The 26,181-nt window shown below is 45.0% G+C and carries 17 protein-coding genes and 2 pseudogenes; 13 read left to right on the forward strand and 6 right to left on the reverse strand.

Annotated features, from left to right (window positions below):
- Window positions 1–135 precede the first annotated feature (135 nt).
- From EWV60_RS04940 to EWV60_RS04950, 3 genes are all read right to left on the reverse strand, one after another.
- Window positions 136–1,131 carry a PstS family phosphate ABC transporter substrate-binding protein gene (locus tag EWV60_RS04940; RefSeq protein WP_287231361.1) on the reverse strand — a complete coding sequence of 332 codons (996 nt, stop codon included), beginning with the start codon at window positions 1,129–1,131 and terminating at the stop codon, window positions 136–138.
- 40 nt (window positions 1,132–1,171) lie between these two features.
- Window positions 1,172–2,275, reverse strand: coding sequence for a sulfate ABC transporter substrate-binding protein (locus tag EWV60_RS04945; RefSeq protein WP_287231363.1), 1,104 nt, complete (start codon window positions 2,273–2,275; stop codon window positions 1,172–1,174).
- A gap of 104 nt (window positions 2,276–2,379) precedes the next feature.
- On the reverse strand, window positions 2,380–3,054 hold the full coding sequence (locus tag EWV60_RS04950) for a cadmium resistance transporter (protein ID WP_002776016.1): 675 nt from the start codon (window positions 3,052–3,054) through the stop codon (window positions 2,380–2,382).
- A 216-nt stretch (window positions 3,055–3,270) separates the two neighbouring features.
- On the opposite strand from EWV60_RS04950, the gene EWV60_RS04955 reads away from it, so the two are divergent.
- The 7 genes and pseudogenes from EWV60_RS04955 (at window position 3,271) to EWV60_RS04980 (ending at window position 17,193) form a co-directional block, all read left to right on the forward strand.
- Window positions 3,271–4,533, forward strand: a complete 1,263-nt coding sequence (locus tag EWV60_RS04955; RefSeq protein ID WP_002753147.1) for a sulfonate ABC transporter substrate-binding protein — start codon at window positions 3,271–3,273, stop codon at window positions 4,531–4,533.
- Window positions 4,534–4,704: 171 nt separating this feature from the next.
- Window positions 4,705–4,890, forward strand: a pseudogene (locus EWV60_RS23360) (hypothetical protein).
- A gap of 245 nt (window positions 4,891–5,135) precedes the next feature.
- On the forward strand, window positions 5,136–9,557 hold the full coding sequence (locus tag EWV60_RS04960) for a LamG-like jellyroll fold domain-containing protein (RefSeq protein ID WP_287231365.1): 4,422 nt from the start codon (window positions 5,136–5,138) through the stop codon (window positions 9,555–9,557).
- Window positions 9,550–9,744, forward strand: coding sequence for a hypothetical protein (locus tag EWV60_RS04965; RefSeq protein ID WP_002776013.1), 195 nt, complete (start codon window positions 9,550–9,552; stop codon window positions 9,742–9,744). Before EWV60_RS04960 ends, EWV60_RS04965 begins: the two co-directional genes overlap by 8 nt.
- Window positions 9,745–9,792: 48 nt before the next feature.
- Complete coding sequence (locus tag EWV60_RS04970) at window positions 9,793–12,063, forward strand: hypothetical protein (protein WP_287231366.1); 2,271 nt, start codon at window positions 9,793–9,795, stop codon at window positions 12,061–12,063.
- Window positions 12,064–12,157: 94 nt separating this feature from the next.
- Window positions 12,158–15,163 (forward strand): DUF6603 domain-containing protein, encoded by a 3,006-nt coding sequence (locus EWV60_RS04975; RefSeq protein ID WP_287231368.1) that lies wholly within the window; start codon window positions 12,158–12,160, stop codon window positions 15,161–15,163.
- A 131-nt stretch (window positions 15,164–15,294) separates the two neighbouring features.
- Window positions 15,295–17,193: a hypothetical protein gene (locus tag EWV60_RS04980; RefSeq protein ID WP_287231370.1), complete on the forward strand. Its 1,899-nt coding sequence runs from the start codon at window positions 15,295–15,297 to the stop codon at window positions 17,191–17,193.
- Window positions 17,194–17,370: 177 nt separating this feature from the next.
- Here EWV60_RS04980 and EWV60_RS04985 read toward each other — a convergent pair whose 3' ends face one another.
- Together EWV60_RS04985 and EWV60_RS04990 are read right to left on the reverse strand one after the other, a co-directional pair.
- Window positions 17,371–18,432 (reverse strand): anthranilate phosphoribosyltransferase family protein, encoded by a 1,062-nt coding sequence (locus EWV60_RS04985; protein WP_002776008.1) that lies wholly within the window; start codon window positions 18,430–18,432, stop codon window positions 17,371–17,373.
- 43 nt (window positions 18,433–18,475) lie between these two features.
- On the reverse strand, window positions 18,476–19,447 hold the full coding sequence (locus EWV60_RS04990; protein ID WP_002737888.1) for a LysR family transcriptional regulator: 972 nt from the start codon (window positions 19,445–19,447) through the stop codon (window positions 18,476–18,478).
- A gap of 603 nt (window positions 19,448–20,050) precedes the next feature.
- Here EWV60_RS04990 and bchD point away from each other — a divergent pair.
- The 5 genes from bchD to ispD all read left to right on the forward strand — a co-directional run bounded on the left by bchD (window position 20,051) and on the right by ispD (window position 25,538).
- The gene (gene bchD, locus EWV60_RS04995; protein ID WP_287231373.1) at window positions 20,051–22,048 is read left to right on the forward strand and encodes a magnesium chelatase ATPase subunit D; all 1,998 of its coding nucleotides are present in this window, start codon (window positions 20,051–20,053) and stop codon (window positions 22,046–22,048) included.
- A gap of 364 nt (window positions 22,049–22,412) precedes the next feature.
- The gene (locus tag EWV60_RS05000; RefSeq protein ID WP_287231375.1) at window positions 22,413–22,916 is read left to right on the forward strand and encodes a hypothetical protein; all 504 of its coding nucleotides are present in this window, start codon (window positions 22,413–22,415) and stop codon (window positions 22,914–22,916) included.
- Window positions 22,917–22,926: 10 nt separating this feature from the next.
- Window positions 22,927–23,817, forward strand: a complete 891-nt coding sequence (locus EWV60_RS05005) for a hypothetical protein (protein WP_287231377.1) — start codon at window positions 22,927–22,929, stop codon at window positions 23,815–23,817.
- A 518-nt stretch (window positions 23,818–24,335) separates the two neighbouring features.
- Window positions 24,336–24,734 carry a DUF1824 family protein gene (locus EWV60_RS05010; RefSeq protein ID WP_123229940.1) on the forward strand — a complete coding sequence of 133 codons (399 nt, stop codon included), beginning with the start codon at window positions 24,336–24,338 and terminating at the stop codon, window positions 24,732–24,734.
- A gap of 123 nt (window positions 24,735–24,857) precedes the next feature.
- Window positions 24,858–25,538, forward strand: a complete 681-nt coding sequence (ispD, locus tag EWV60_RS05015) for a 2-C-methyl-D-erythritol 4-phosphate cytidylyltransferase (protein WP_002792529.1) — start codon at window positions 24,858–24,860, stop codon at window positions 25,536–25,538.
- Here the strand turns inward: ispD and EWV60_RS05020 are convergent.
- Window positions 25,533–25,745 (reverse strand): annotated as a pseudogene (locus EWV60_RS05020) (serine O-acetyltransferase); the annotation flags it as partial. The gene ispD and the pseudogene EWV60_RS05020 sit on opposite strands and share 6 nt — an antisense overlap.
- 185 nt (window positions 25,746–25,930) lie before the next feature.
- On the opposite strand from EWV60_RS05020, the gene EWV60_RS05025 reads away from it, so the two are divergent.
- Window positions 25,931–26,181: DUF4164 domain-containing protein (locus tag EWV60_RS05025; RefSeq protein WP_287231380.1), on the forward strand; the 251-nt coding region annotated here is incomplete at its 3' end.

Here is a 26,181-nt window from a genome sequence, read left to right on the forward strand (position 1 = left end):
GACTCTGTGTAAGACAGTACATGGTTTTTTAACTGTGGTATGCGACGGTGGTGGAAGCAGAAACTTAAATCGTGAGGTTTAGGAATCGCCGCACTTTTAGGGCGGCGAGGATGTCAAGAGTTTACTATTTCCTCCTTAGAAAAAGTTGATAATCGGTTCACCTGGCTTGGCATTTATAAAGGTCGATCCCGTTTGTCGTTTCTCGAATCGTTCCCGAGTTTTCACGTAGGCGAGATCGGGTAACGACACATAGCCTACACTGTCCACGTATTTCCACGAATTATCCACAAAGAAACGCACGAAACGTTCAACCGAAGGTTTGCCATCCAGTGCCTTCTTGCTCACGTAAATGAAGAGGGGGCGAGTCAGGGGACTATAGGTATTGCGCTTGACGTTCTCCAAAGGAATGGGCTTAACACACTCTTTGCCCTCGAGATTTTCTAGCCCGACCACGTTTACCTTGTCTTGATTTTGCATTACGAAAGCGATCCCCGCGAAGGCGAATCCGTTGGCATTGCCGATGACTCCCTGAATCAGAGTATTTTGGTTAAAGCTGGGCGTATAATCGCTCCGAATATTCCCTCTTCTCTTGGTGATCGATTGGGTGAAATAATCGGTCGTTCCCGCGTCCACAGGAGGCGCAAATAACAGAATTCTCTCTCTGGGAAATTTAGGATTAACTTGATCCCAAGTAACGATTTTTCCTTCGGCTTCTGCCTCCCAGAGTGTCTTTAACTCTTTTCGAGTTAGGCACTTGAGAAACTTATTGTTTTTGTTCGCTACCAACGCCAGACCGTCCAGCGCCATGGGTAGCTCGATGTACTCGATTCCCGCCCTCTTACAGGCTTTCGATTCCGATTCCCGGATGACACGGGAAGCGACCCCAATATCGATGCTACCGTTACAGAGCCGGGTAAATCCCCCACCTGTACCGCTAAAGGCCACCCCGACGCGGGCGTTGGGATCGACTTTTTGGTATTCTTCGGCAACGGCGAGCGCTAGGGCGAAACCCACGGCCCCCCCGTCCAAGCTGACCTGTTGTTCCCCGCCTTCGGATCTGTCAGCACAACCGGTCATCCATTGGCCTATCAGTAAGAGGGGAATTAGATAAAAAAGACGGAATTGTTTCATAGACTTGAAGAGAGATTGATAACAATATCGGTGAGGGCTTTTAGTTGGGAGAATTCCCTCTGATTTGGTCGAAAATAGCTCCCTTCGCTAAAAAATCGTTACTGATCAAGGGCCAACCCCCTAAATCTTGGGAGCTAAACAGCGTTTCCACGGGAGGTAATTTGGCTTCGGTGGCGATCGTGATAAAGGGATTGACCGATCGATAGCCCAATTTGGCGAATTCCTGTTGTGCCGGTTCGGAATAGAGGAAATTCACAAAGGCCTCGGCCACCTCTCGCGTGCCGTGTTTATCGACATTTCTATCCACCACCGCCACGGGATTATCGATCGAGATATTGACCGGGGGGACTAAGTAACTGGTATCTGGTTGATTTCTTGCCGCTAGAATTACCTCGTTTTCGTAGGTGACTAAAACATCCCCCTTTCCCTCTTGGAAAAAGGCATTGCTGGCTTCCCGTGCGTCCCTAGCTAGGGTGGGAATCTTTTGATAGATCCGGCGGACAAAATCCCATGCCTGTTGCGGTTCGCCCCCCGTTTGCGTCACCGAACCCCAGAGGGCTAATAACTGCCAAATAGCGATCCCGGAAGTTTTCGGATCGGCGGATAGAACTGTAACGTCCTCTCTGGCCAGATCCGCCCAGGATTGAATATTTTTCGGATTTCCCGCCCGTGTCACGATCGCCGCAACTGATCGACTCACCACTCCCCTTCTCGGAACCCGATCTTCCCAACTGCGATGGATTAACCCCGCGTCGGCGATGCGCGTCACGTCTAGAGGTAGGGCTAGATGTACCACGTCCGCCTCTTGTTTCCCAGCAATCACGTCATCGGCCTGGGCCAGGGAGCCGCCGTAACTGCGCTCGAAAATGACTTTTTGGTTCCCCTCTTTTTGCCATTTCTCGACGAATTTCGGGATAATCTGGTCGTGAGCGGCTTTCGTGACCGAAAAGGAAACGAGATTTAATTTCACCTCTGGTTTCGAGGCGATCCCCCCGGACGTACAGGAAGCGAGCGCGAGCGCACCCAGCAATCCCAATACCAAGAAGGATACAAATCCCCGCCGCAATAGCGAATGGAAGGCTTGCCCTGAGCCAAGTCGAAGGGGACGAAACAGCGATCGGATGGGCAACAGTGATACATTCATCGGGATTTTCTCGATAAGGTTGCTCTAAACCAACTAATTTTTATTCTCTCTTCCTGAATTTTGACTCCCGTGGGATCTGGAGATTGGCGTTTACGGGGTCTAATTTAGCCGATGGGAATCAACAGGCGATAGGAGCCGTTATCGAGAATAATTCGTAGGCCCAACCACATCAGCACAAAAGGGAAAAGCTTACTCGCATAACGGCTGAGGACAACCGCGATCCCCGGTTGGCGGGTTAGATTATAGGAGAGAAATAACCAAGTACAGACGATTAGATAGCAGATCGGGATGATTACGGCTAACTGCGCCACGGTACTATTGGCGAATAGGGGAATGTAGATACCGAGATTATTGCCGCCATTGGATATCGTGACCGCGGAAACTTTATAGGTTTGGCGATCGCCGAAGACTTGACCGAGGGATAGTCTGCGGGAGGCGAATCCGTGAAATCGGGCGTTTCTTCGCAAATTAACCTTGCGATCTGCGGTTTCCCTCTCGTTATCGCGATTTAACGTCAGTAAATTTCTCACACCGATGAGGATTGGCAAGATTCCGAGAAGACCTATATAAATCGGCGGGATGATTAAGCCGAGTAGAAAACCCAGCAAGCTCACCGATACTAAGGCCGTAAACCCGACTAGCTCGCCGACGACAACGTGAACCGGGCGAAAGGTACGATTTACCTCGCTAAAGAAGCCGGTTAGATAAATATTGTCGTCGAAGGTGGTGGCTATGCCGGTGGCCACCGCGATTTTGACGATTTCGATCAACCAATCCATCCATACCACCTCGATCTCTCAAATGCGGGCGCAATTTCATTTTAAGACTATATCATTTTCAATACATTTATAAATGTACTTTGTTACACAATCGAGGAGTCGTGGATTTTTATAGTATGTAGATAAAACTAATGGAACCTCTCCCGATCAAGTTGGGAAACCCTTCCCTCTTGTCCCCTTTCCCGATCATAAATCTTGTTTTCTGCGAGAAATCCCATGCTCCACCGTTCGATCAAGTGTCTCTGGAAACCGTGGCGAAATTGGCGGGCAGTTCTTCCCGCAGTGCTTTTTGTGACCAGTCTGGTGGGGAGCTTTCTCCTGGCTGGATTTTCCGACACGAACGCAAAGCGCTCGCTACGCGAGATCGCCGTCGGTCAAAATTCTCGATCCGATAACCTGATTCTCAACCTCGTCGATAGCTTTAAATTCCCCCGAAATACCACTCCCCGGCTATTGGAAACCGTGGGATTATTTATCGCTGGAATTCTCTTCTGTATCGCGATCGATCGCTGGTTCAAGCGCTCGACCCCCTCCGATATCACTCCCCTCGCCAAACAAGCGCGGCGGTTAGGAACCCTCAAGATCGGCTATCCCGAGGGTATGACCAATCTGGAAGTTCTCCGCGCCCAGGCCTTTCTGGAAAGACGCTTAAAACCCTTTGGGGTGACGGTAACGTGGACGAGTTTTCTGGCCGCTTCCTCTCTGATCGAGGCCTTGAGCAACGGAACGATCGACTTCTGCGGTGGTGGCGGTACGGCGAGTATTTTCTCCCAAGCGGCCGAACACGTCTTCGTCCGGGTAGCCAAGGAAAAATATACCGCCCCGAAAGGTCAGGCGATTCTCGTGCCAGAGGATTCGCCAATAGAGACGTTGGCGGATTTAAAAGGAAAAAGAATCGCCTTCGATCGAGGTTCGAGCGCCCATTACGTCCTTATCCGCGCCCTGATGAGAGTGAATCTAGAATTAAACGATATCGAACCGGTGTATGCAACCCAACCGGAAGCGCTGGTGCTTTTCCGTCGCGGTGAGATCGACGCTTGGGTGGTGTGGGTTCCCTATTCCCCCACCGAGACGCGCACCTATCCGGGAAGATCGGTGGCCGATCTAGGGGGTATCTTTGGGGAAAACGCCTCTCTAGAAGTGCCGACCTATTATTATGCAGTTCCCGAATTGGTGCGGGATTATCCCGATGTACTGAAGGTGATTTTAGAAGAAGTGAACGAGGCAGGTGCTTGGGCAAAACAACAGGAGTTAGAGGCGACGAGACGCTTGGCAGCTCACCATGAGATCGATCCAGCGATCATCACTAATCTTGAACAACGGGCCTCTGAACGTGCCATTATCCCGATCGACGATCGCTCTCTGACGGCCCTACAACACCAAGCTAATATCTTCCGAGACCTGAAGCTGATCCCCCATCGAGTCAATGTGCGCGACGGAACCTACACCCTACAGACGAAACAAAATTGGACCTATTAACCCGACGGCAATATTTTGGGCATTGGTTGGATTTATGCCGCTACCAAATAGCCGATGATCGGGTTTCTAGTGGATATTATCATTATTATTCTCCCTTTTGCATGAGCGCCTGTCCTTATCTAGCAGCGGAATTTAAAGCATTGACAAACTTGAAATGTTTGGTTCTTCAGTTTGTCTTATGCAGTGGACGGGATTGTAAGGAATGAAACCCTTATAGAGACAGGCGTTGCTGCGATTTTTGCCAATTGTTTTCGATCTAGAGCGAACTAATCAATTAAATCTCTTGCCAGATAAGGATTTAGTCGATTTATACCCCCTATCGAACCATACCAAGTAACGAAGAACCCGAATTCATAACAAAAAATAACAAGAAATAACAAGAAATAACAAAAAAATTTACAAAAATTTACAAAAAAGAAGACCAAAAGTGTTGAAAAATAAATCAATGATCCGTACCATTCAAAAGGTAAAGAAAAAAACGAATCTTAAAGCTTCTGCAAGTGAGTTGGGCGCATTTGCCAACCTCTCCCCAGTGGAACAGCGAAAATTCCCAAAACTGACGATTTAGGTTTCTGCTTCATTCATCCCTACATACTATAGTTATGACCACACTTCTAGTCCCAGTTTACCTTGATGCCCTCTACCTCCCCACCAAGACAAATGTACTGGAGGAAATGACTGATTATAGTAAGCTCCCCTACTATAAAAATAGCCAATTAGTAAATCGCGGTAGTGCTTATATTAGCGAAACTGTATTAACGGTTCCCTTTACACAACCCCAATTGTCCTTAAAAGCAGGCATTCACCTACACTGGTCTTTGCCGGATGCGCTGACTAACGGTATAGCAAGAGATGGAGAACAAGGCATCACATTTCCCCTTGTACCTAATCGCTGGCTAATTATACGACGTGGGAGCAATATAGCAGAAAAAAAATGGGTTGTAGAAAGTGATTATCTGTATCCTGAAGGTGCTACACCAGAAGATACAATTAATATCCTCTATTATCCAGCTACCAATGAGTATCAACCCTATCGTTTTCTGGGGCGTAAATTGGAATTGGGAGCATGGCGATCAGGTACAGCAAATGCCCAATATATTCAGGAATTGTCCGCTATTGGACCCTTCGCTACAGTTGACAACTTAGACAACGAAAAAGTTGCCTTTGCTGGTTTTTATCCTAACTGTCGCAGTGTGTTCGGTTTTCATGATGGGGACTTCACCACCAACACAACCCCGCCCAAAGACCTACGATATGATGTCATTGGCTGGTATAGCGACGGCAAAAATGATTATCTTGACAAATTTATCAAAGAACAGTACCCAGACAGAGATCCTTTAAGCCTTTTAGACACTTTGCAAAGTAAAGCTGGCTGGACAGTAGAAATAGGCAATAACCAAAGTTTCCCTGATCGTCTTCTCTGTCATGCTTCCCTAAGTTTTGCGCCGGGTGCTTCTGTAACTAACCCACAAGCGATTAAAGGAACGATCGCCGTAGGAAACAACCAAGAAGAAGCCATAGCAGCTTATGTAGCTCGTCAACTGGACACAACAAATACAGAAAATCGCAAAACGATTGAAGAGCAGCTAGAAGCCATACAAATGAGTGGGCGTTTAGTACAGCAAAATCTCGACTTTGGACCCAAGTTTCGACAAGGACTACACGAGGACAGCTTTACTGGCCAATGTAAAGAGATATCATGGCAGGTAGTGCCGGAATCTGATCCCAAAATTTCCCAGTCGGGAAGTGCCAACCCAGCAAATGCCGTGCAAGGCGAGGGAATAATGCAGGTGACATTATCCGCCACCATCGGCGATCGCATAAGTGAAGTTAACGAAGCACAGCGTGAATACGACCAACAATTAGCAAAAGTTGGCTCAATTCGAGAACAAGTCTATGCTGATTGGTATAAGTATATGCTGGCCACTTATGTTCTTGTCAATCCAGATGAAAGATTGCTAGATAGAAGCAAAATACAAACACTGGGAACAAGCGCAGTTAATTTTATCAACAAAACAAGCGACAGTAATCTAGTTCAAACGTTCCTTAAGGACACTGCGGATAACAATCAATATGGAGTAAAAGCCTTAGAGAATGCCATCAAAGCTGCTGGAGTTTTGAAGGTACTAAAAAATGAACAGGATCAAAATCAAATTGTCAGTGCCTCTGTCTCTAATAATCTTCCAGGATTTCCAAATTACCCTTTTGACAGTAATTCAAAAGCAAGCCAACTGGCCCGGTCGATTAACACACTAATTGCTGAAGTTCAGAAGTTTAACAAAGAATCCCGTTTAATTGCTCCCAAAAAATCAGTCCAAGTCACTGGCGATTCTACCTTAGTGGATGACGATATTGCCATGAAGTGTTTATCTTTCGATGGCAATCAGAATTATGAAATCTCTAATTTAGGAAATATCCAGTCCCTCTCGATGTGGGTAAACATACCAGAGGGAGTTCAGGGTTCCCTTTTAGAGGTGAGAAGCACCAGCCTTTATGTTAATTCTACTAATGGAATTAGCAGCACTTGGCAAAAAATTTACATTAACGGACAACAGGTAAACGGACCGATTAACTGGACAGCAATTCCTAAGAATCGGTGGGTTTTCCTCCACTTAGAGGCTAATAACCCCTTTAGTGGCACCGTCTATTTAATGTCTAACTCTTCCGGTAGCCATCGTTTACGGGGGCGCATTGCCAGCGTTAGCTTCCACAAAAAACCCCTATCTCCGACCGAAATTGAGCGGGATTACCAAGACAAAATCGGTTTGTTCCGACCATCTTACACCATCAAAATAGTTCCAGGGCCTCGCTATTGGCAGCCAAGTGATCCCGTAGTTTTAATGACTGGGGAAGTCGCTAAACCGACTCGCAACCGTGACGACGAGCGTTTAAGGACAGATGGTTTGCTGCAATGTAAATTATTAACTCAGTCCATTGACTTGCAGAGCTTACCTGACAACACCTTAAATATTTTTGTCCAATTTCTCAGCGAGTTTGGCAACAACCCCACAGAAAAAATTGGCTTCCGTCAATGGGCAAATCAGCCTTGGAATCCCTTCCTGTTGGAATGGCAAGTGCAATTGAAAGGACTAGAACACAAGAGTCAACAAAGCAAGAACGACAAGAATAAGCACACTCCAAGTGTAAACTACGACACTAACATCTTCAAAGATAAATATCAATTGCGGGTCGATGGACTTGAAATCACACCGACGGATGCAAGCGCGAATCATTTTGCTGATTATCCCAACCTTTACAGGGGAGCTAGTTTTCTCTCTTCCTCGGCTAGTATGTTGCTCAAGGACAATCTTATAGATTACTTGACTAAGTATTTGTTGCCCGACTATTACCAAGAACAAAATATATCCCCAGACGACCAAACCGAGGACTACCTGGTCAAGAATTTTAACGCTGTCAAGGGGTGGTATGACAAGAAAAACCCCACAGCTAGTGATCCTTTTTCTACTGCGCTGCGGGCCTATCAACAACTGCAATCTCTTAACGGCTGTCTCGCCCAGAGTCTCGGCGGCTTTAGTGATGCGCTACTCACCTATAATCGGACAATTCAGTTAGATGTCAACGATAATCTACTTGCAGCAAATGGACCAGCAAAAGACTTCCTGAAAAACGTGCAGAACACTTTAGAACTTAGCTCTCGTCTCGTACCGGACAGTATTTTGCGATCGCCTTTAACTGGATTCGATTTTAGTCCCATTCGTGTAGGAGGATTAAAAATTACTGATTTACGACTTGTGGATACCTTTGGACAGGTTAATGTCGTGCTTGACACTAACAATAGCCGTGAGATTGTCACTAGCCAACCCCTAACACTGCCATCAGCTTTTGCTAATGTATTATCATCCCATCCCATCTACCTGCCACCCCGTTTAGCCCAACCCGCCCGCTTGAATTTTCGCTGGCTATCGGCCACCCGACCACAGGGGACTCGCCGCAGTAAAAGCAGTAAACAAGATCAGGAAATGAATGAGACCCTCGCCACTAAACCAATCTGTGGCTGGGTTTTGCCCAACAACCTAGATAACAGCCTGACTATTTATGATGATGAGGGCAATGCTCTAGTGATGATTGACCGCACCGCTCAATTGCGCTCTATTCCGGGACATGATTACCGTGAGAAGCAAATTCAGGAAATTATTGATCGGACTAACCCCTATCTCAAGCAAATGGTCCGGTATCTGATCGATCAAGGAGCGGCATTTATGTCCGATTTCCTCACCACTGTCAATGCAGCCTTACAAACCATTGATCCCGAAGGATTTGCTCAAAATAAAGCCATCTCCTTGCTAGTGTCGCGACCTTTAGCTCTAGTGCGCTCACGCATCAATCTAGATATCCAAGGCATACCCGCCGTTAGCCAGAACAGGATATCTTTCTCTAACGATCTTTTCTACAATAAATTCCGAACCACACAAGCTTTTGAAAAGGTCAAATTCCCCATCCGTATTGGTGAATATCAACAGTTTAATGATAGTTTGGTGGGCTACTGGGTAGAAAAAGCCGATGGTACTTACACAGACAGCGTTTTTTATGCTCCCCAAAGTTGCTATGTTCCCCACGAAAAGATCAAAACCCTGTTTGAGAATGAAGAAGATCCCACCCCTGACACTCCCTTGAATCTGGAGCAAACCTTAGAGGAAAATACAGCCCAAACTCTAGTGATGTTAATCGACCCTCGTGGACAAGTGAACGCGACTTGTGGCATACTTCCTGCTAAGAGTATTTCTATTCCGCCAGAACAATATTTACCTGCCTTACAAGCGATCGAAGTTACTTTTTTAGCGGCACCACTTCTGAGTGATCTTAACCCAATCAATGATCTTGATCAGATCAAGCTTTCCCTTCCCGAAGTACCCAATTATGAATGGTCTTGGTTAGGAAAAGATGGTACTGTCTGGTCAAATCGTCCCCTAGTTCCCTTTGATTCTCAGTCCGTTTACTCCAGTCCACAAAAAATCTATGATGGCTGGCTAAAATTAACCAGAAAAACAGAAACTAATGAATGAAGCTGAACAAATTTCCCTCAAATTAACTTTGGGGGAAGTCAACCAAGTTTTAGAAGCTTTGGGTGCCATGCCTTACCGCCAAGTCTATCAACTGATTGGCAAAATCCAGAGACAAGGAGAATCCCAATTAGAGCAACCTGAATCAACCGATTCATGGACTCAAGAAGTCCAAACCGTCAGCGAATAAAGCTCAACCACATACATCAATCTCTTTTTTTTCCCAGGAGTAATGATCATGCTTACCAGAGTTCCCGAAGAAATCCGTCTTGCCGAAAAGGCCATTGATTTTGGCGAGTTTTTCAGCCAAGAGCCTTTGAAATTTCAGTTTTATTACGGAGACAACAACCAAGCTGAAATTGTTAACACCATCTATTTAGAAGATGGTAATAACCCTTTAACGTTATATTTAGAGGTGTTTAATGATAGCGAACAGGATGTCATCTTTAAAAATTCTAATTCCCTAGCCGGAAAATTAGCGACTGTTCAAGCAGGAGGTGCTCAAGCGGCTAGTGAGAAAAAATGCCATTTTCAACTCCGTTGGGAAAAAGATTTAGGACTTAAACCTAGTGAGATAGAAATAGATGATAAAAGTCGCCAATGGCAAGTCAACTATGACGAAGAATTCCGCTTTTTCTCAATGTATTTTCTTCACCAATCTGAACTAACGTTAAAACCAAATGAGAAGATTCAAATAGGTTTCTCGAAACTTACAGCCAATAATCGCACTGTGAAAAGCAGCAATGTTGAATTGCTGTATGGTGGAATCGGTCTAATTTCGACGGGAACAGCAAACGAACTCATTGAAGAGCAAGTAAGTTCCAAAAACGCGGTTTCTGTAATCAATCATCTCCGCAAGACGGAAATTCCTTTACAATTTCGGGTCTTAGGTTCTAATGCGATTCTCAATGATGGAACTACTCAAAACACTCTGAAATTAAAGGTACTCAATTCCCCTTTATCTAATAACACGCGACCAATTCTCTTATTAAACCAAAGTTCAAAGTTTATTGTCAGCTTTGAGCAGGGAGATCATCCGGACGCACTGGTGGCAACAACTGATCAGTTAAACGGCGTTCAAATCACGGTAACAGACACCAATTCTTGGACATCAACCCATACCGTCAATTCTACTGAGTGGAGTTTTACACCCAAGATAAACCAATTAACAGCAGGACAGGGAATCGAGCTAACAATTAGCAATTTAGTTACAAACAGCGCTTCTGGACTAGCCTGTATATATATTGACTATCAAAACATTGGTAGCTATCCCGATGGTCGGCTAGTTATACCCATCGAAAAAACGCCACTTTTGTATAGTGGGAGCCAGGTCGGCATCGGTACTAAGACTTTTGACCGGGAGACGACTAAACTGAAGGTTAACGGCGATATAGTTTTAGGGAAGGATGAAATAAACAAAAAATTTATATTTCACTGTCCTACAGAGAGTGAAGGATTTCTGCAAATCACCCATGACAAGAATGATAATAATTGGGATTGGGAGCAAGGAATCACTTTAAAAAGAGGTGGTAACGTCGGCATCGGTATTACGAATCCCGCAGCAAAACTTCATGTAAATGGTGGGAATGCAGTTATCAGTGGCAAGGTCGGCATCGGTACGACGACTCCCCAAGCTAAACTTCATGTGGATGGTGGGGATGCGGTTATTGGTGGTAAGGTCGCTATCCGTACTACGAATCCTCAAATTGATCTAGCAATTGGTGATAATGACACGGGACTAAAGCAGCAAGGAGATGGCATATTAGCTATTTACACAAATAATGCAGAGCGAGTGCGGATTAATTCTGATGGTAAAGTCGGTATTGGGACATCTTATATCGGTTCAGATCGATTAGTCATACAAAGCGCCGCAAATGAGGGAACATTACGTTTGCTAGGTCCAGGTAATAAACTTGGAATAGGGAGCAAATTGAATTTTGGTGGTGCAGAGGAGGTTTACCTCACAGAAAATGTAGATAAAAAGTTATTGATTCATGCTGATGATCAGATTACTTTGGATAGTCCTAGTGTCGGCATCGGTACGACGACTCCCAAAGCTAAGTTAGATGTTAATGGTTCTGTAAAGTTCGGTGAAAATAGCACAATTATAAACCGAATGATTTGTGGTCAAGTCTTTTACGATACTACCAGAAAACATTGGGGATACAGAGGTTTCGCAAAAGGTGCGAGGGTCGTTTTATTATTCCATACTCTTTTGGCGTGGAAGTTTCGCATTTATTATGGGTTTACTGTGAAACATAGACAGGATCTTGTGATTTTAGCCACAGTATTGGATCGCTTTGCAGACGACATAGTTTGTGTCTCAGATATTCAGGCTGACTATTGTGATATAACTATTCGCGATGCATTTGAGAAGGCTATGGAGCGTCTAAATTTTTCCTTGATGATTATTCACTATGCTTGTTGGGAGGGTGCAGATAGTTTCTATCCTATAGAGAATGGTAATGTTACTGATCAATACCCTTCAATACCCGATTATACGGTATGAAAATTAGATACTGTAGGTGTTTACTGCAAATTTTCTCTTGAGCTTTATTCCTTAACCTTTCTAACTCATCAACCCAACCAACCCCAAAAAAACCATGGCTACAAACACAAAACCCGACTTAAAAGAAGAACTGGAAAAAGGTCTCTCAACAACCTCAGATGACTCACCGGCAAAAGGTCCAAAAATAACAATTTCTCTCGGGGAAGACATCGAGTTTATCTCTGAAGTTAAACCCGACGAAAAACCAAGTACAGGTAGAACCATTGTCGCCTATACAGCTTACAAGGAAGAAAAAGAGGAACCCTTCAGTATCACCCTCAATGATTTGATGGCAACCCTGGACCAAAGTATAGCTGACTTGTTACCAAAGGGACTCAAGAATAAATCCATCAATTTCAAAAATGTGATGGTGATTTACCGGAAAGAACAGAAAACAAGTAAAGGAGAATGGCTGTTTGTCCTAGATTTAGATATCGCCACCAAAATCAAATTAAAATCTCTCCCCGTAGTGGGTGATTTAATCTCCGATGAAGTCGGTAAAGAAGAATTAGTTCCATCCCTGCGACTTGTCGTTGCTTCTAAAGCCTTTAGCATCAAAGAAATTCGCGTTTTAAACGACAAAATCCCTGACAAAGACGACGACGAAGAAGAGGAAGAAAAAGAAAAACTCATCCCCCCACTACCGGTTCCCAAAAAAGTGGGTACAGACGCAAGCGAAGCCAAACGCTCTGTCCGTAAAGGTTTCAGCTTATCAGGTCAATTGGGATTACCCGATGCGGCTAAGATTTTGAGCTTGTCGATAAGTCCACAACAAGCAGAAGAAGAACAAGAAGAATTGGCTCCTGGTGGAGAAGAAGAAGAAGATAATGTCACCAACAGCAACTTAGCCGTTTGGTTTGATATAGACAAAACCTTCGGACCGTTTTCACTTAAACAAATTGGCTTCCAATATGAGGAAGAAGACGACGAGGCGGAAATAGCCATCGTCATTGATGCTGTCCTCAAAATCGCTGGTTTGACCCTCTCTTGCGACGATTTAGGAGTCGGGATTTCCTTAGACGACTTAACGCCATCCTTTAAAATATCGGGCATTGGCATAGAGTACAAGAATCCAACTATCGAAATAAGCGGGGCCTTACTGCGTGCCGACAAAGAAAAGAACGGCATAAAATACACAGAATATCTGGGTTTAGCCAGACTCAAATTTGATCTAGCAGGTAAAAGTTTTGGTGTCAGCGCCATCGGTGCCTATGCCTACTACGACGGTAAACCCTCCCTATTTCTATATGCCGTTCTTGACGTCACTATAATAGTTGATCCCTCCTTCATTATCACGGGATTTGCTCTGGGTTTCGGCTACAATCGCTATCTGAAAGTACCCTCCATCGACAAGTTACTAGATTTTCCCCTAGTTGCCCAAGCGGTAGAACCCACCGACAGCAAATTTTCCGATGATAGTGAACTGATTACCAAAAAACTGAGCGAGATGGATAAATATATGCCCATATCCATCGGCTCCGGCTTTGTTGCCATCGGACTTAAGTTTACCTGCTTCCAGATGTTAGACTGCTTTGCGCTGCTAACCGTCGCCTTTGGGGAAGATTTCGAGATCAACCTGTTGGGAATTGCCAAGATGAAAATTCCCACTCCGGCAAAAGACTCGAAAAATACAAGCTGTATTCTCAATATGACGATGCTCCTACGAGCCAGGTTTTCTCTGAGTGAAGGAGTAATCTCCATAGAAGGTCAATTAGCCTCAGATTGCTACATCCTATCGCCAGATTGCCGCTTAACTGGTGGCTTTGCCGTCTGTCTCTGGGTTTCTGGCCCTCATGCAGGGGATTTTGTCATTACTTTAGGCGGTTATCACCCCCTATTCAAAAAACCTGCCCACTATCCTACAGTTCCTCGTCTGGGTTTCCACTGGAAAGTAGGAGATTGCCTATCCCTCAAGGGAGAAAAATACTTTGCTCTGTGCGCTCATGCCATCATGGCCGGTGGCCGACTAGAAGCCAATTTCAAACTCGGTAAACTGTGGGCTAACTTTGTCGCTGAGGCTCATTTCCTCATCTCTTGGAAACCCTACTACTACGAAATCCTAGTACAAGTGAGGATTCAAGCTGGCTATGGAATACTCGGACCTGTTAGTTTAGGGGTGCAACTCCATATTTGGGGTCCAGAATTTGCCGGTACAGCCACATTTAGAATTATCTTCGTCAAAGTCACTGTGGAATTTGGTGATCAATCTTCTCGCTTACCAGAGCCTATCGATTGGGAAAGTTTCCAAAGTTCCTTCTTACCCCCTGCGAAATCAACAGCACAAGATTCATCAACAGCTGCGGACGTTTGTAGTGTTGTTCTCAATCAAGGAGTCACCAAACAACTCTCACCAGCAACAACCAAAGAAGTCGCCTTTGTCGTCAATCCCAAAGAGTTAGAGCTAGTAGTTAATTCTGCTATCCCCAGCAAGCAAGCATCTTACGGTGATAACGAACCTCTCCCTGTTAGCAATGCGAAGACCGATTTTGGCGTTCGTTCCATGGGCATTAAAAAGGATCAACTCGAAAGCAAGTACAACATCAAAATTACCCGGAAGACAAAGGGAGGAGATGAGTCAGAGTCAGTAACCGTTGACTATGACCAGTTCCAATTTATCCCGATAACTCAAGATGTACCAACCGCACTTTGGGGCGATGCTAAAGTTAAAGTTGTCAAAGTAAAGGGTAAAGACTCAGAACGAATTCTTCTCCCTGAAGCTAACGATCAGCAATTTGTCAAGAACACCCTCTCTGGTTTCCGGATTGTTCCTCAAATCAAGAAAGATGTCTGTAGCACCAATATTATTGATGTCAACGAATTGCTACACGATACCACCGCCATAAATGACGTTTACGCTTGGCAAAAAACGACTGCTTTTTCTGGGGTTTCTACCGACAATCAAGCTCGAACTACAGCCATCAACAACAACATTGTCAGCACCAATACTCAGAATAAGCGCAACAATCTGCTCCAATCTCTCGGCTTTAATCTAGCCGATGATGTTAAATTAACCGATTCGGTGGCTAATTCTTTTGTCATTGCACCCCAGGTTAAAGCGTAATGCAATTAGGGGAGGTCAGCTGTTGCCCATTTAAACGGGGAATTCTAGGGTTAGAAAATCCCTAAAACTCCCCCCTCTCTCTCCTACTCTCTAGCTTCAATCCACAATCTATAATCCACAATCAATTAATCATGTCCACATCAACAGTTAAAGTTCAATTCATCCAACATCGCCAACCTCCCCTAGATAGTGGTACTTACACAGTCGAGGTTGAACAAAAAGTTAAAACCAAACAGTCTGACAAAATACCTGAGCAGACATTCAGTAAAGAGCTTACCTTTTATGTAGATGGCCACCGTTTTGCTCCCCTAACTCCTGATGTCATTTATGCCGTTTTTCCCCCTGCGGGAAACTTGGGTGAGTATTCTAATGCCTTGCCCCATATCATCCTCAAACGCGGTACCCTACCTTGGGAGCGTACTATCAGATCAACAAATTCTGATCTCCCTTGGTTAGCTCTCCTTCTGTTTCAGGAATCAGAAAAACCTGAACCAAAAACGATTAAATTAAAGGAGCTAAAAGCAACTTCTGGTAATACTAAATTCCCTGAATTTATAGACGAGGCGGGGCAAAATGATGAAGATGTGGTGACGGTAATTGATGTCCCTCAAAACATTTTAGAAAAGATTCTTCCTCCAGAAAAAGATCTGACTCTCCTTGCGTCTGTTAACCAAATAACCAACGAGAAAAATGAATCTCTCAGTGAACCTTTAGCCACTATTTTAGGCAACCGTTTACCCAAGAAAGGGGAAGTAAGTACCGTTCATTTAGTCGCCCTTGAAGAACGCTATAATAGTGGAGAATTTAACTATCAAGGTGCAGGACTTAACGATTTCATCCGTTTAGTTAGTCTTGCTAGTTGGAGTTTTACCTGTGTTAATAGTAAGCACAATTTCGATGCCCTGCTTAAAGAAATTGATCGCGAACCCGATACCCTCAGACTTCCCTCCGAAGGTAATAATCCAGCAAAGCAATACCTAGATTTAGGTTATGTACCTCTCCACCACGCTCTGCGACAAGGAGATAAAACAGTTTCTTGGTATCATAGCCCTTTAAGTACAGGCCAAAGCCAAGATAACCTAACCGCTCCTATTGCTATAGCTGATCAATTGATGCGTTATGATCCTAATACGGGTATGTTTGATGTTTCCTACGCTATGGCTTGGCAGTTAGGACGAATGCTGACCCTACAAAATCAACCCCTGGCTGTGGAGATTTTTAACTGGAAACGCTCTAAAGCTCAAGATTTACATCAGATACAGCAACAAGTGCTGCACCTACCTTTCCAAAGCACAACTGAAACTAACGGGGATCTACCTACAGCGATCGCCAATTGGTTCCAAGATTTAGAATTGCTCAAAAACGTTCCCTTTAACTATTTGGTTCCCGATACACGGTTACTTCCCCCCGAATCTTTGCGCTTCTTTTGGATAGATTCCTATTGGGTTGACTGCTTACAAGATGGGGCTTTTAGTGTCGGACGAGTTACGAAAGAAGACTTACGATTAGATGTTCAAAGTCGCAGTTTACGCCGAAGCAAAACCCAGTCTGATAAAACTATTACTGGCTTCTTGTTACATTCAGAAGTAGTATCCGGTTGGCCCGGTTTAGAAATAGAAGGTTACGCCACTCCCGTAACTGGAAATAATTTTGTCGGACCAGAGAATAAACTAACCATACTCCGAAGAGATCGGCTATCAGATAATATCTTACTCTGTTTTTTTGCCGGGGAAGTCAAAACCCTTGACCTTTCAATTAAGGGATCATCCGTTAATTGTGGTGTAGATCCTGTAGATCCGATTGAAAAAGGAAGTCCGATTACTAAAGGACTACGAAACCTCGACGGTAAGCAAACAACCGGAAACATAGAGGTTCCCTTCCGCAATCAAGATCTAGGAGTAATTAATATTGAGGAAATGACCAACAGGCTCAAAGAAAGGTTAGAATCTACCTCCCAATTCACTTCTGCTCAATTTGCAGCCACCATGATTGAGGGATCCCCCAAAGTTAGATTTGTCGCACGGGGTTAGAGTTGTTGGGTAATGTCTTTGGGCTTTTGGGAAATCAAAAAGTACCGCATCTGGGAGTGTCGGGGGGAAAATTCCTGGACTTTTTCCTTGAAAATTAGGTAATTGACCCCCTCAAAATCGGTAAAACCCTACACCCCATACCCTACCCCCACGACAAACTTTTTCAACAGACCCTATCTATTGCTGATTTTCCAGATAATTACAGATTTGTTCTAATTTAGCCAGGGCTTTTCCTGACTGTAAAGATTGTTGTGCTTGCTGGAAACCCGTGGGGATATCTGGGGCAATTCCACAGCGCCAAAGATAAAAACCACCGTTAAAAATTGCCGCGTCGGTTAATTCGTTATTTTCTCCAGCTAATAAACCCTTTAATTTAGCGGTGAGCATCTCTAAAGATTCGAGGGGATAATCCGAGGGACAGAAGCCATAATCGCGAGGATTTAGGAAAAATCGCTGAAAGGAAGGGGGATCGGTGGGATTTCCCAGACCAATAATCGCCGTCCGATTACAGGCTAAATCACAACTCCCCTCTAATCCTTTCACGGTGGTGAAGTGAGAGATATTTCTCAGAGCGAAAGTTTCGCGAAAACGATCCTCGGTGGGGGGATGAACAAAACCCGATATCTGATGAATATTACCCACAAAAGGCGACCACATTAACTCTACCGTGGCCATGGGCGGACGTTTACCGATTTGCTCCCGATAGGTGACAAAATTCTGTACTAGGGGAAAATGGCGCGGAATATAGAAAAAAGTCAATCCTGTGGTGATTAAACAGTCTTTCACTGCTGCTAAGGATAATTGACTAAAATCTGCTCCTAATTGCTGCCAGATTTCCCTGAGGGAAATACCGTATTTAGTCGGCATTCGATCGCCCCCGTGCAGGACTACGGGAACCCCCGCCAACCCTAAGATTAAAGTAGTGATCGGAGTAACCGGGGCAGTGCGAGAGCGTCCATCGTAGGGATTGCCAAAAATAGCGATCGGATGCTGAAAAGAGGCTGATTCTAGGGTTATTTGCGGACCAAGCTCGGCGTAGGCATCAAGCATTCCCGCTAACTCATCGCTGGTGGGGCGTTTAATGCGATGGGCAATCATAAAAGCGCCGATTTGGGCTGGGGTTGCCTCTTGGGTTAACATCATCTTGGTGGCCATCGCCGCTTCGGGACGGGTTAGATTTTTGCCCGTATGGGTGCCACTACCGATCGCTTTTAATAATTCTCGAAAAGTATCGCTCATCTCAAGGAAGAAAATAAAGGATAAATGGGATTGATGGGAATTGCTAAGGCTGGACAGGGTGATTTTCTAAGCTTTTAACCACACTTTGATTCATTTGCCGCACTAATTGACAAAAATGAGCGATCGGTGGTATCTGTAGGCGATCGCTGGTGGTGACAAGGACTACCTGACGGGTGAGACGATGACTAAATTTACCATGGTTAAGATGGGGATTTTCGCCACTAGGGGAAGCAAGAGGACGAATGGCGAGGGTGGCATCGCTACGCGCTTCCATCAGGGCAGATTGAGGCAGAAGAGCGATAATATTACCCTGACGCACCACACCGCGAAAAGCATCAAGGGTGTTTAATTCCATGACAGTTTTTAGGTGGGCATCCTGACGGGAAAACCATTCTTGTACTAATCTTTGCATTCCGTAGCCATCTTTGAAAACCACTTGCGGATAGGGGATTAATTCCGACCATGGCACTTCTTTGTATTGGGCAAGGGGATGATTAGCGGCCATGAGAATTTCGATCGCTTCTTCGTATAATATTTCTACCACCATCTCTGGGCTAGAGGTGAGAAAACGATTATTCATTACCAAGGCCAGATCTACTAAACCATCCCGCAGCACTTTTAATGCGCGATCGCTGCCTAGGGCTGTAACTCTTAACTGCACTTCTGGGTATTCAGCACAAAATTTCGGCAAAATCGGCGGTAAATAGTGGGCGCACACGGAATGAATCGCCGCCACGCACAATTCTGGCTGTTTTCCCGCCTGTAGGTCAGTGATTTCCTCGTGAACATTCGTCCATTCTTGACAAATTCGTTTCGCCCGGGGCAGTAATTTCTCGCCAGCAATGGTTAATTTCGCTTGGGCGGTACGATGGAAAAGAGGTAAGCCCAAATCGGTTTCTAGGGATTGAATCTGGCGGCTGATAGTCGATTGGGTGACTCCACACTGGCGGGCAGCTTGACCGAAATTGCCTGTATCGGCTACGGCTAAAAAGGCTTGCAATTGCTCGATCCGCATTCTTTCTGGTTTTAATTACATTCCGTCATGACCTTATGACAATAACGAATTTTACTGGGACTTTTGGTAGAAATTGCTACCGTTTTCTCAGTTATCAGTTAGCAGTTAGCCGTTAGCAGGTGTCAGATTTGAGTTTTCAGTTCACTGATTACTTTTTACTGTTGACTGAGCATTGAAAAAAGCTCTCTGCTCCCTAGGGTTGATTCATTTAAATTAAGTACAGCTGATTTTGAGTCAATAAATTTGACTGAAGATTCTCAAGTTTATCTTTTTCTAATCAAAAGAGTTAGTTACAATAACTAATCTTTAATCCTCTGCCAATATTTATTATGAATAAATTGATAAAGCTTCTTCTCAAGCCACTAAAAGCCTATCTCTCTTGAAATTGTCTGAGAGTACATACTCATTTTACAAAGACAGCGATCGCTTTTACTTTTGATATTCTGATGGGAGAATGAAACAGCCCTACCTTGATAAGGGGGGTGTCTGATAATTTTTAACGCCTACCTACTTAAAATCTGAGTTCGGGAATCAAAAGGGGAAAAGCGCCAGACCAGGGAGCTTCTGTTTTACACTAGAATTTGGCCGCCTGAATCTAGATCTATGCCCACTCTGAACCTCAATTTTCCCCTAACTGCCGTTGTCGGCCAAGAAGCGATTAAATTAGCCCTACTCTTAGCCGCCGTGGATCCCGCCCTGGGGGGTGTGGTAATTGCCGGTCGTCGGGGAACCGCCAAATCAGTCATGGCGCGAGCGATACATTCCTTACTGCCACCGATCGAAATTATCGCAGGTAATGTCTTTAATTGTGATCCCAACAATGCCGACGAATGGGACGATCGCACTAAAGAAGAATATAGCAGTGGAGAGGTCGCCACGGAAGTTATCCGGGCCCCTTTCGTGCAGATTCCCCTGGGAGTCACCGAGGATCGTTTATTGGGTTCCGTCGATGTGGAAGAATCGGTGAAACAGGGGGAACCAGTCTTTCAACCCGGTTTATTAGCCAGCGCCCATCGGGGAATTCTCTACATCGATGAAATTAATCTACTCGATGACCAAATTGCTAACCAATTACTAACAGTTTTAAGCGAAGGACGTAACCAAATCGAACGGGAAGGCATCAGTTTTCAACATCCCTGTAAACCAATCCTGATCGCTACTTATAACCCAGAAGAAGGGGATTTACGAACCCATTTATTAGATAGAATTGCCATTGCTCTTTCCGCCAATGGTGTCCTTAGTTTAGACCAACGAGTCACCGCCGTCAATCAGGCGATCGAGTATGCTGTTTCTCCCACCGCTTTTATCGCCCAATATGCCCAAGAAATCGATGATCTAAAAACCGAAATTATCCTAGCCAGGGAATGGTTAAAAGAGGTAAAAATTAAACCCGAACAAATTAGTTATCTAGTCGAAGAAGCGGTGCGCGGTAGGGTAGAAGGTCATCGCGCCGAGATTTTTGCCGTGAGAGTAGCCAAGGCCGCCGCCGCTTTAGAAGGTCGGGATTTAGTCAGTGCCGATGACCTAAAAAGAGCCGTCGAATTAGTTATTGTACCTCGATCGCTGATTACGCCACCACCCCCGGAACAGGAACAACAGCCACCGCCACCACCGCCACCACCGGAACCGCCCCAAGACGAAAACCAGCAGGAACAGGAAGAAAAAGAGGAGGAGAAAGAGGAAGAAAAAGAGTCGGAACAGCCCGATAATCTGCCAGAAGAATTTGTTTTTGACCCGGAAGGGGTTTTACTGGATCCCAGTGTGCTGTATTTTGCCCAGATGGCCCAGCGTCAGGGGAAATCGGGGGCGCGTAACCTGATTTTCTCGGAAGATAGGGGACGTTATATTAAGCCAATGTTACCCCGGGGCAAGGTGAAAAGAGTCGCCGTCGATGCCACTCTCCGGGCGGCCGCACCCTATCAAAAAGCCCGTCGCTTAAGAAATCCCGAACGTCATGTGATTATAGAAGAAGGGGATCTGCGCTCAAAACGGCTGGCCCGCAAGGCCGGTTCTTTAATTGTCTTTGTGGTTGATGCCTCCGGTTCCATGGCCCTGAATCGGATGCAGTCGGCCAAAGGTGCGGTTATGCGTCTGTTAACGGAAGCTTACGAAAATCGCGACCAGATTGCCCTGATTCCTTTCCGGGGTGAGCGAGCAGATGTACTACTACCGCCGACCAAATCGATTACCCTAGCGAAAAAACGTCTAGAAACCCTGCCCTGTGGCGGCGGTTCCCCCTTAGCTCACGGTTTAACCCAAGCGGTTCATGTGGGGATGAATGCCCGTTTATCGGGGGATATCGGTCAAGTGGTGGTGGTGGCGATTACCGACGGTAGAAGTAATATTCCTTTGGCGAAATCTCTAGGCGAACCGATTCCGGAGGGTGAAAAACCCGATATTAAGGCAGAACTGCTCGATATTGCCGCTAAAATTCGCTCTTTAGGCATCAAACTGCTGGTTATCGATACAGAGAAAAAATTCGTCTCCACTGGTTTTGCCAAAGAATTAGCCCTAAAAGCTGGGGGTAAATATTATCATCTACCCCGGGCCACGGAACAAGCGATCGCATCTATGGCGCGAGGGGCAATTGCGGGACTGTAGCTAGTGGTTAGGGGGTGCAGATCATTTTTCTCAATCTACCATCCCCACCCTAGCTTTAAGCCCTACCCTGTCAGGGTTTTAGACTATTATTGGGCTAGAAACAAATCGCACCCCCAAATGCGAGATGCTTGCACGCAGTTTTTCATACATTTGTATTAATTGAAAAGTTACCGATAATTTCTCGGCGGTGGATATTTCTGTAATCTTGAGATAAACGCCTAAAAATTGGCTATTGACTCGAATTTTGCTGATTTTCTGTTTTTTTTAGTCTGGTGTGGCAGAATCTAGAAAAACTTAACAATAATCAGCAATCAGCGAGAGATATACTACAAACAAACATGAGCAAGTTTTAATTAAGATAACTATGAGCTTTCGATTTGGCAAAATCTTGATAGCAGGGGTATTAGCGACACTTTTGCTAGTAACTTCCTGTGCTAAAGCTCCCTCGCAATTTGACCGGGCGCAACAGGAAAGTACCGCTCGCGGGGCGGCGGCAGTGGTGAAAGAATCCACCTCTGGCGGCAGTTTTAATCGGTTTTTCCCGCCTTCTGGGGGAGGATACGAGCGCGTCTATACCCAGGAGAAAAAAGGCTTTGCTGAGGCAAAACTGAAGCAAGATGGCAAAGTTCTGGCTATGTTAGCCATATCTGACATTAGCAATAATCCCGCCGCAGCCAATAAATTCCAAGACAGTCAAACCACAATCAAAGGTTTTCCCTCTATCGAACAGGGTGCAACCGCCAGCTCCGTTTTAGTCAATAATCGCTATCAAGTCAAGGTTTTATCGCGGGATACGGATTTTGCCGCCAGCGATCGCCAAGCTTGGTTGGCTAAGTTCGATTTAGATGGTTTAGCAAAATTAAAGTAAGGAGACATCCGTGAGTAAGCCAATTTTTGAACTGGTGGACAAATTACCGACGAATAATCTCACCGTCAAAGTTCTCAAAACCCTTGATTATGTGGTGCCGGGAGAGTGGGATAACCTAGTCGGGTTTAAAAATACGATTATCAAAGTCACCGACGAAACCGACGAAAGCATGATCCAACAGATTGGCGATCGAGCCGTTTGGTTGTTTAATGATAAATCCCAGGGCTATCAACGGGCGCTCTGGCTCTACCAAACCATCGACAGCGCCGATAATGCCCTAGCCGCCGCCTCTCTTGCTAATGCCGTCGGTGGTAAAATTCCCCTCATGGGCGGTTTAATCGAAAGATTAACCCCTGCCCCCGAAAAAGCGCAAACTATCGATCTAACCTTGAAATTAGTGACCGAATTAGTCGCTTTTTGTCAAATTAATGGCATTCCGGGGGATAGTATCGGGGATTTCGTCGCTTCCCTAGGAGATTATAGCGGCGAATCCCTGATGCGGATGGCGGCGTTAGTTTGTTTGGATGGTTTGATTCCTCTGGGGGGCAGTTTTATCCGCAAAGTGGAATCCACCCTCAGTATTCTTCACCCAGAAGACTTAGAATCTAACTCCACTTTCGGCAGTATTAAAGAATTGATTCCGGGGGGAAATACTGCCAGAAAATTAGACTTTATCGGTCAAAGTTTCGACTCGACTAAAGGTTGGATGAGTAGTTTTGTCAGCGATCGCGATTTGAGCCAGCAGGGATTATTGAGCAAAATTCAGGGATTTATCGACTTTTCTGCCGATAAATTGGTGTATGTTGGGGCATTTCTCGATATGACGACTAATTACTATGAACATACCGGCATTCAAACCCTGGCTCGTCGTTTAATCGAAAGAGCCGTGGCGGAAATTTAACTGCAAGACTCTGAAACAAGCGAAGAAAAAGCTCTAGAAAAATGGGAGGAGTTGACTAAAGCTACAGAGATCCTATCTCACCAGAAATGCTCCTCTTTTCCCCTCAGGATGTAGGTGTTTAGGCTCTTCTAGGTTCTGTGTGATCAGTTTAACTTACATAATGATCGATCGATCTTTGTGTCCTTTGTGTCTTTGTGGTTCGTTCCACCCCCTCGCTCTTGAGAAATGTATCCTAGAATACATTTTACCCACCAAACCTAGGAGAGCCGTGCTTACTTCAGCTATCAAAAAGCAGCGCGTGAAATGCCCGCACAAAATGGAGCGATCAAACAACCCCGATAAATTTTCCTGTCCCCAACCTGATATGATCGAAATTGGCGATCTTACGATTAAGACCAATGCAAAATTTTCCTATCTCTAAACCCCAATGATTTAGGGCTTTTTTACTTGAGAATTTGTCGTTAAGGACAGCAACATCAGCTTATTTTTTATCTTTAGCCCCGCCTATCTAACCGCTCATGTCTATTGAAGAAGCTTTGAAACTCCTAAAAGAATATGGATGTATTAAACTAAAAATTGCCCAATCTCATGAAGAAGAAGAAGCTCTAAGACAGGCAATTTTATTGGTTAACCAAGGTTCGGAATCAATTAATTTAGGTATCTGTGCCGATAACAATGAAGAGGGATTTAAAGCTCTGAAAGGTTATCTACAAGCCCTAGGATACCCCCTGCCTAATAGTCTCCCAGAAGACCAGCCAGAACAGGGAGCGGTGTATATTAAATATAATACCCAAAGACAAGCTTCCTATCTCGATTCTTATACGGGAACCTATCGCGGTGTCCTGGTTTCTTGTCAATCAGAAAATGATCAATTAGTCGGTACTTATGGTCACTTTCCCCTCGATTTATTCTCTTAAGAGGGATAGTTTTGGGCTTATTTAAGCTATTAACAATCATCGGCACCCCCCTGATCAAGGGGGGATTAAGGGGGGATCAAAGACCAAATCTATTGAATTCTTAACTTTTTACCTGAAAAAAATATGTATTTGTTAATTCCAGCAGCGGGAATGGGTAAACGGATGGGCAGCGATCGCAACAAGTTACTGCTCACCCTGCACGGAAAACCGCTCCTCGCTTGGACTTTGCTGGCTGCCATGCAATCCAGGGCAATTATCTGGATTGGCATCATGGCACAACCGGAAGACTTTGAGGAGATCCGAGAAATTATAACCGCCATAAATGCCCTTAAACCCGTGCAAATCATCCAAGGAGGCGAAACCAGACAAAAATCAGTTTACAATGGCTTACAAGCCCTGCCAGAGGGGGCTGAGACGGTTTTAATTCACGATGGGGCGCGATGTTTAGCCACCCCCGAATTATTCGATCGCTGTGCTGTCGCTTTAGCCACTTGTCAGGGTTTCATAGCGGCGGTTCCGGTGAAAGATACGATTAAAATTGTCGATAGCAAGGGTTGGATTAAGGATACACCCGATCGATCTCGGTTGTGGGCGGCCCAAACGCCCCAGGGTTTTCAGGTAAAATTATTAAAAGAATGTCATGAACAGGGCCGAAAATTAGCTTGGGAAGTCACCGACGATGCCGCCTTATTAGAAAAATGTGGTTTTCCCGTCAAAATTGTCGTCGGTGAAGAAACTAACTTAAAAATTACTACCCCCGGAGATCTGGCAATTGCCGAATATATTTTAAGTCAACGTTTATAATTTTTCATCTACTTTAACGCCGTCCGGTTTAACAATACGAGCGGGAATACCCACCACCACGCAATTAGGTGGAACATCCTTGACTAGCACTGAATTTGCGCCCACGGTGACATTATCGCCGATGGTAATATTTCCCAAGACTTTAGCGCCGGCGGTAATCCTGACATTATTGCCAATTTTGGGGCGACCGCTTTTATCTTTATAGCCAAAGACGGATTTTGTCCACAATGTAGGGGCGAACTGCGTTCGCCCAAAAGGTACATTATCAAAGCGCAAGTCCCTTATTTATGACAATGAAGTAACTAGAAGTGGCTACTAGGCAAGGCTACGAGCTTTATGATCATAATAAATAGCTGCTCAAAAAACCCGAAAACCCCATAGGAGTTTAGCAAATGTCTAACGAAACTGTAACTTATTCCCTAGAAGCTGTCCTGACAAGGATTGAGAGTAAAATCGATAAAATCGATGAACGTCTCACAAAATTAGAAATCGGACAGGCCGAACTCAAAGCAGAGTTAAAAGGCGATATTAAAGTATTAGACGAGAAAATCGAGGGATTAACTACACGGGTTGGTTATCAGGAATTTACCAACCGGGGGATTCTGATAGCTTTGGTGGTGGCCGTCCTGGGAGGTGCTGCTAA

It is taken from the genome of Microcystis sp. Msp_OC_L_20101000_S702, assembly GCF_007095705.1.
Lineage (GTDB): Bacteria > Cyanobacteriota > Cyanobacteriia > Cyanobacteriales > Microcystaceae > Microcystis > Microcystis ichthyoblabe_A.

Excerpts from the sequence above, each read along its gene's own strand:
- EWV60_RS04955 (WP_002753147.1), top strand. The coding sequence starts at position 3,271 with ATGCTCCACCGTTCGATCAAGTGTCTCTGGAAACCGTGGCGAAATTGG.
- EWV60_RS04970 (WP_287231366.1), top strand. The coding sequence starts at position 9,793 with ATGCTTACCAGAGTTCCCGAAGAAATCCGTCTTGCCGAAAAGGCCATT.
- EWV60_RS04975 (WP_287231368.1), top strand. The coding sequence starts at position 12,158 with ATGGCTACAAACACAAAACCCGACTTAAAAGAAGAACTGGAAAAAGGT.
- EWV60_RS04945 (WP_287231363.1), bottom strand. The coding sequence starts at position 2,275 with ATGAATGTATCACTGTTGCCCATCCGATCGCTGTTTCGTCCCCTTCGA.
- EWV60_RS04980 (WP_287231370.1), top strand. The coding sequence starts at position 15,295 with ATGTCCACATCAACAGTTAAAGTTCAATTCATCCAACATCGCCAACCT.
- bchD (WP_287231373.1), top strand. The coding sequence starts at position 20,051 with ATGCCCACTCTGAACCTCAATTTTCCCCTAACTGCCGTTGTCGGCCAA.
- EWV60_RS05010 (WP_123229940.1), top strand. The coding sequence starts at position 24,336 with ATGTCTATTGAAGAAGCTTTGAAACTCCTAAAAGAATATGGATGTATT.
- EWV60_RS05000 (WP_287231375.1), top strand. The coding sequence starts at position 22,413 with ATGAGCTTTCGATTTGGCAAAATCTTGATAGCAGGGGTATTAGCGACA.
- ispD (WP_002792529.1), top strand. The coding sequence starts at position 24,858 with ATGTATTTGTTAATTCCAGCAGCGGGAATGGGTAAACGGATGGGCAGC.
- EWV60_RS04950 (WP_002776016.1), bottom strand. The coding sequence starts at position 3,054 with ATGGATTGGTTGATCGAAATCGTCAAAATCGCGGTGGCCACCGGCATA.
- EWV60_RS04940 (WP_287231361.1), bottom strand. The coding sequence starts at position 1,131 with ATGAAACAATTCCGTCTTTTTTATCTAATTCCCCTCTTACTGATAGGC.
- EWV60_RS04990 (WP_002737888.1), bottom strand. The coding sequence starts at position 19,447 with ATGCGGATCGAGCAATTGCAAGCCTTTTTAGCCGTAGCCGATACAGGC.
- EWV60_RS04965 (WP_002776013.1), top strand. The coding sequence starts at position 9,550 with ATGAATGAAGCTGAACAAATTTCCCTCAAATTAACTTTGGGGGAAGTC.
- EWV60_RS04985 (WP_002776008.1), bottom strand. The coding sequence starts at position 18,432 with ATGAGCGATACTTTTCGAGAATTATTAAAAGCGATCGGTAGTGGCACC.
- EWV60_RS04960 (WP_287231365.1), top strand. The coding sequence starts at position 5,136 with ATGACCACACTTCTAGTCCCAGTTTACCTTGATGCCCTCTACCTCCCC.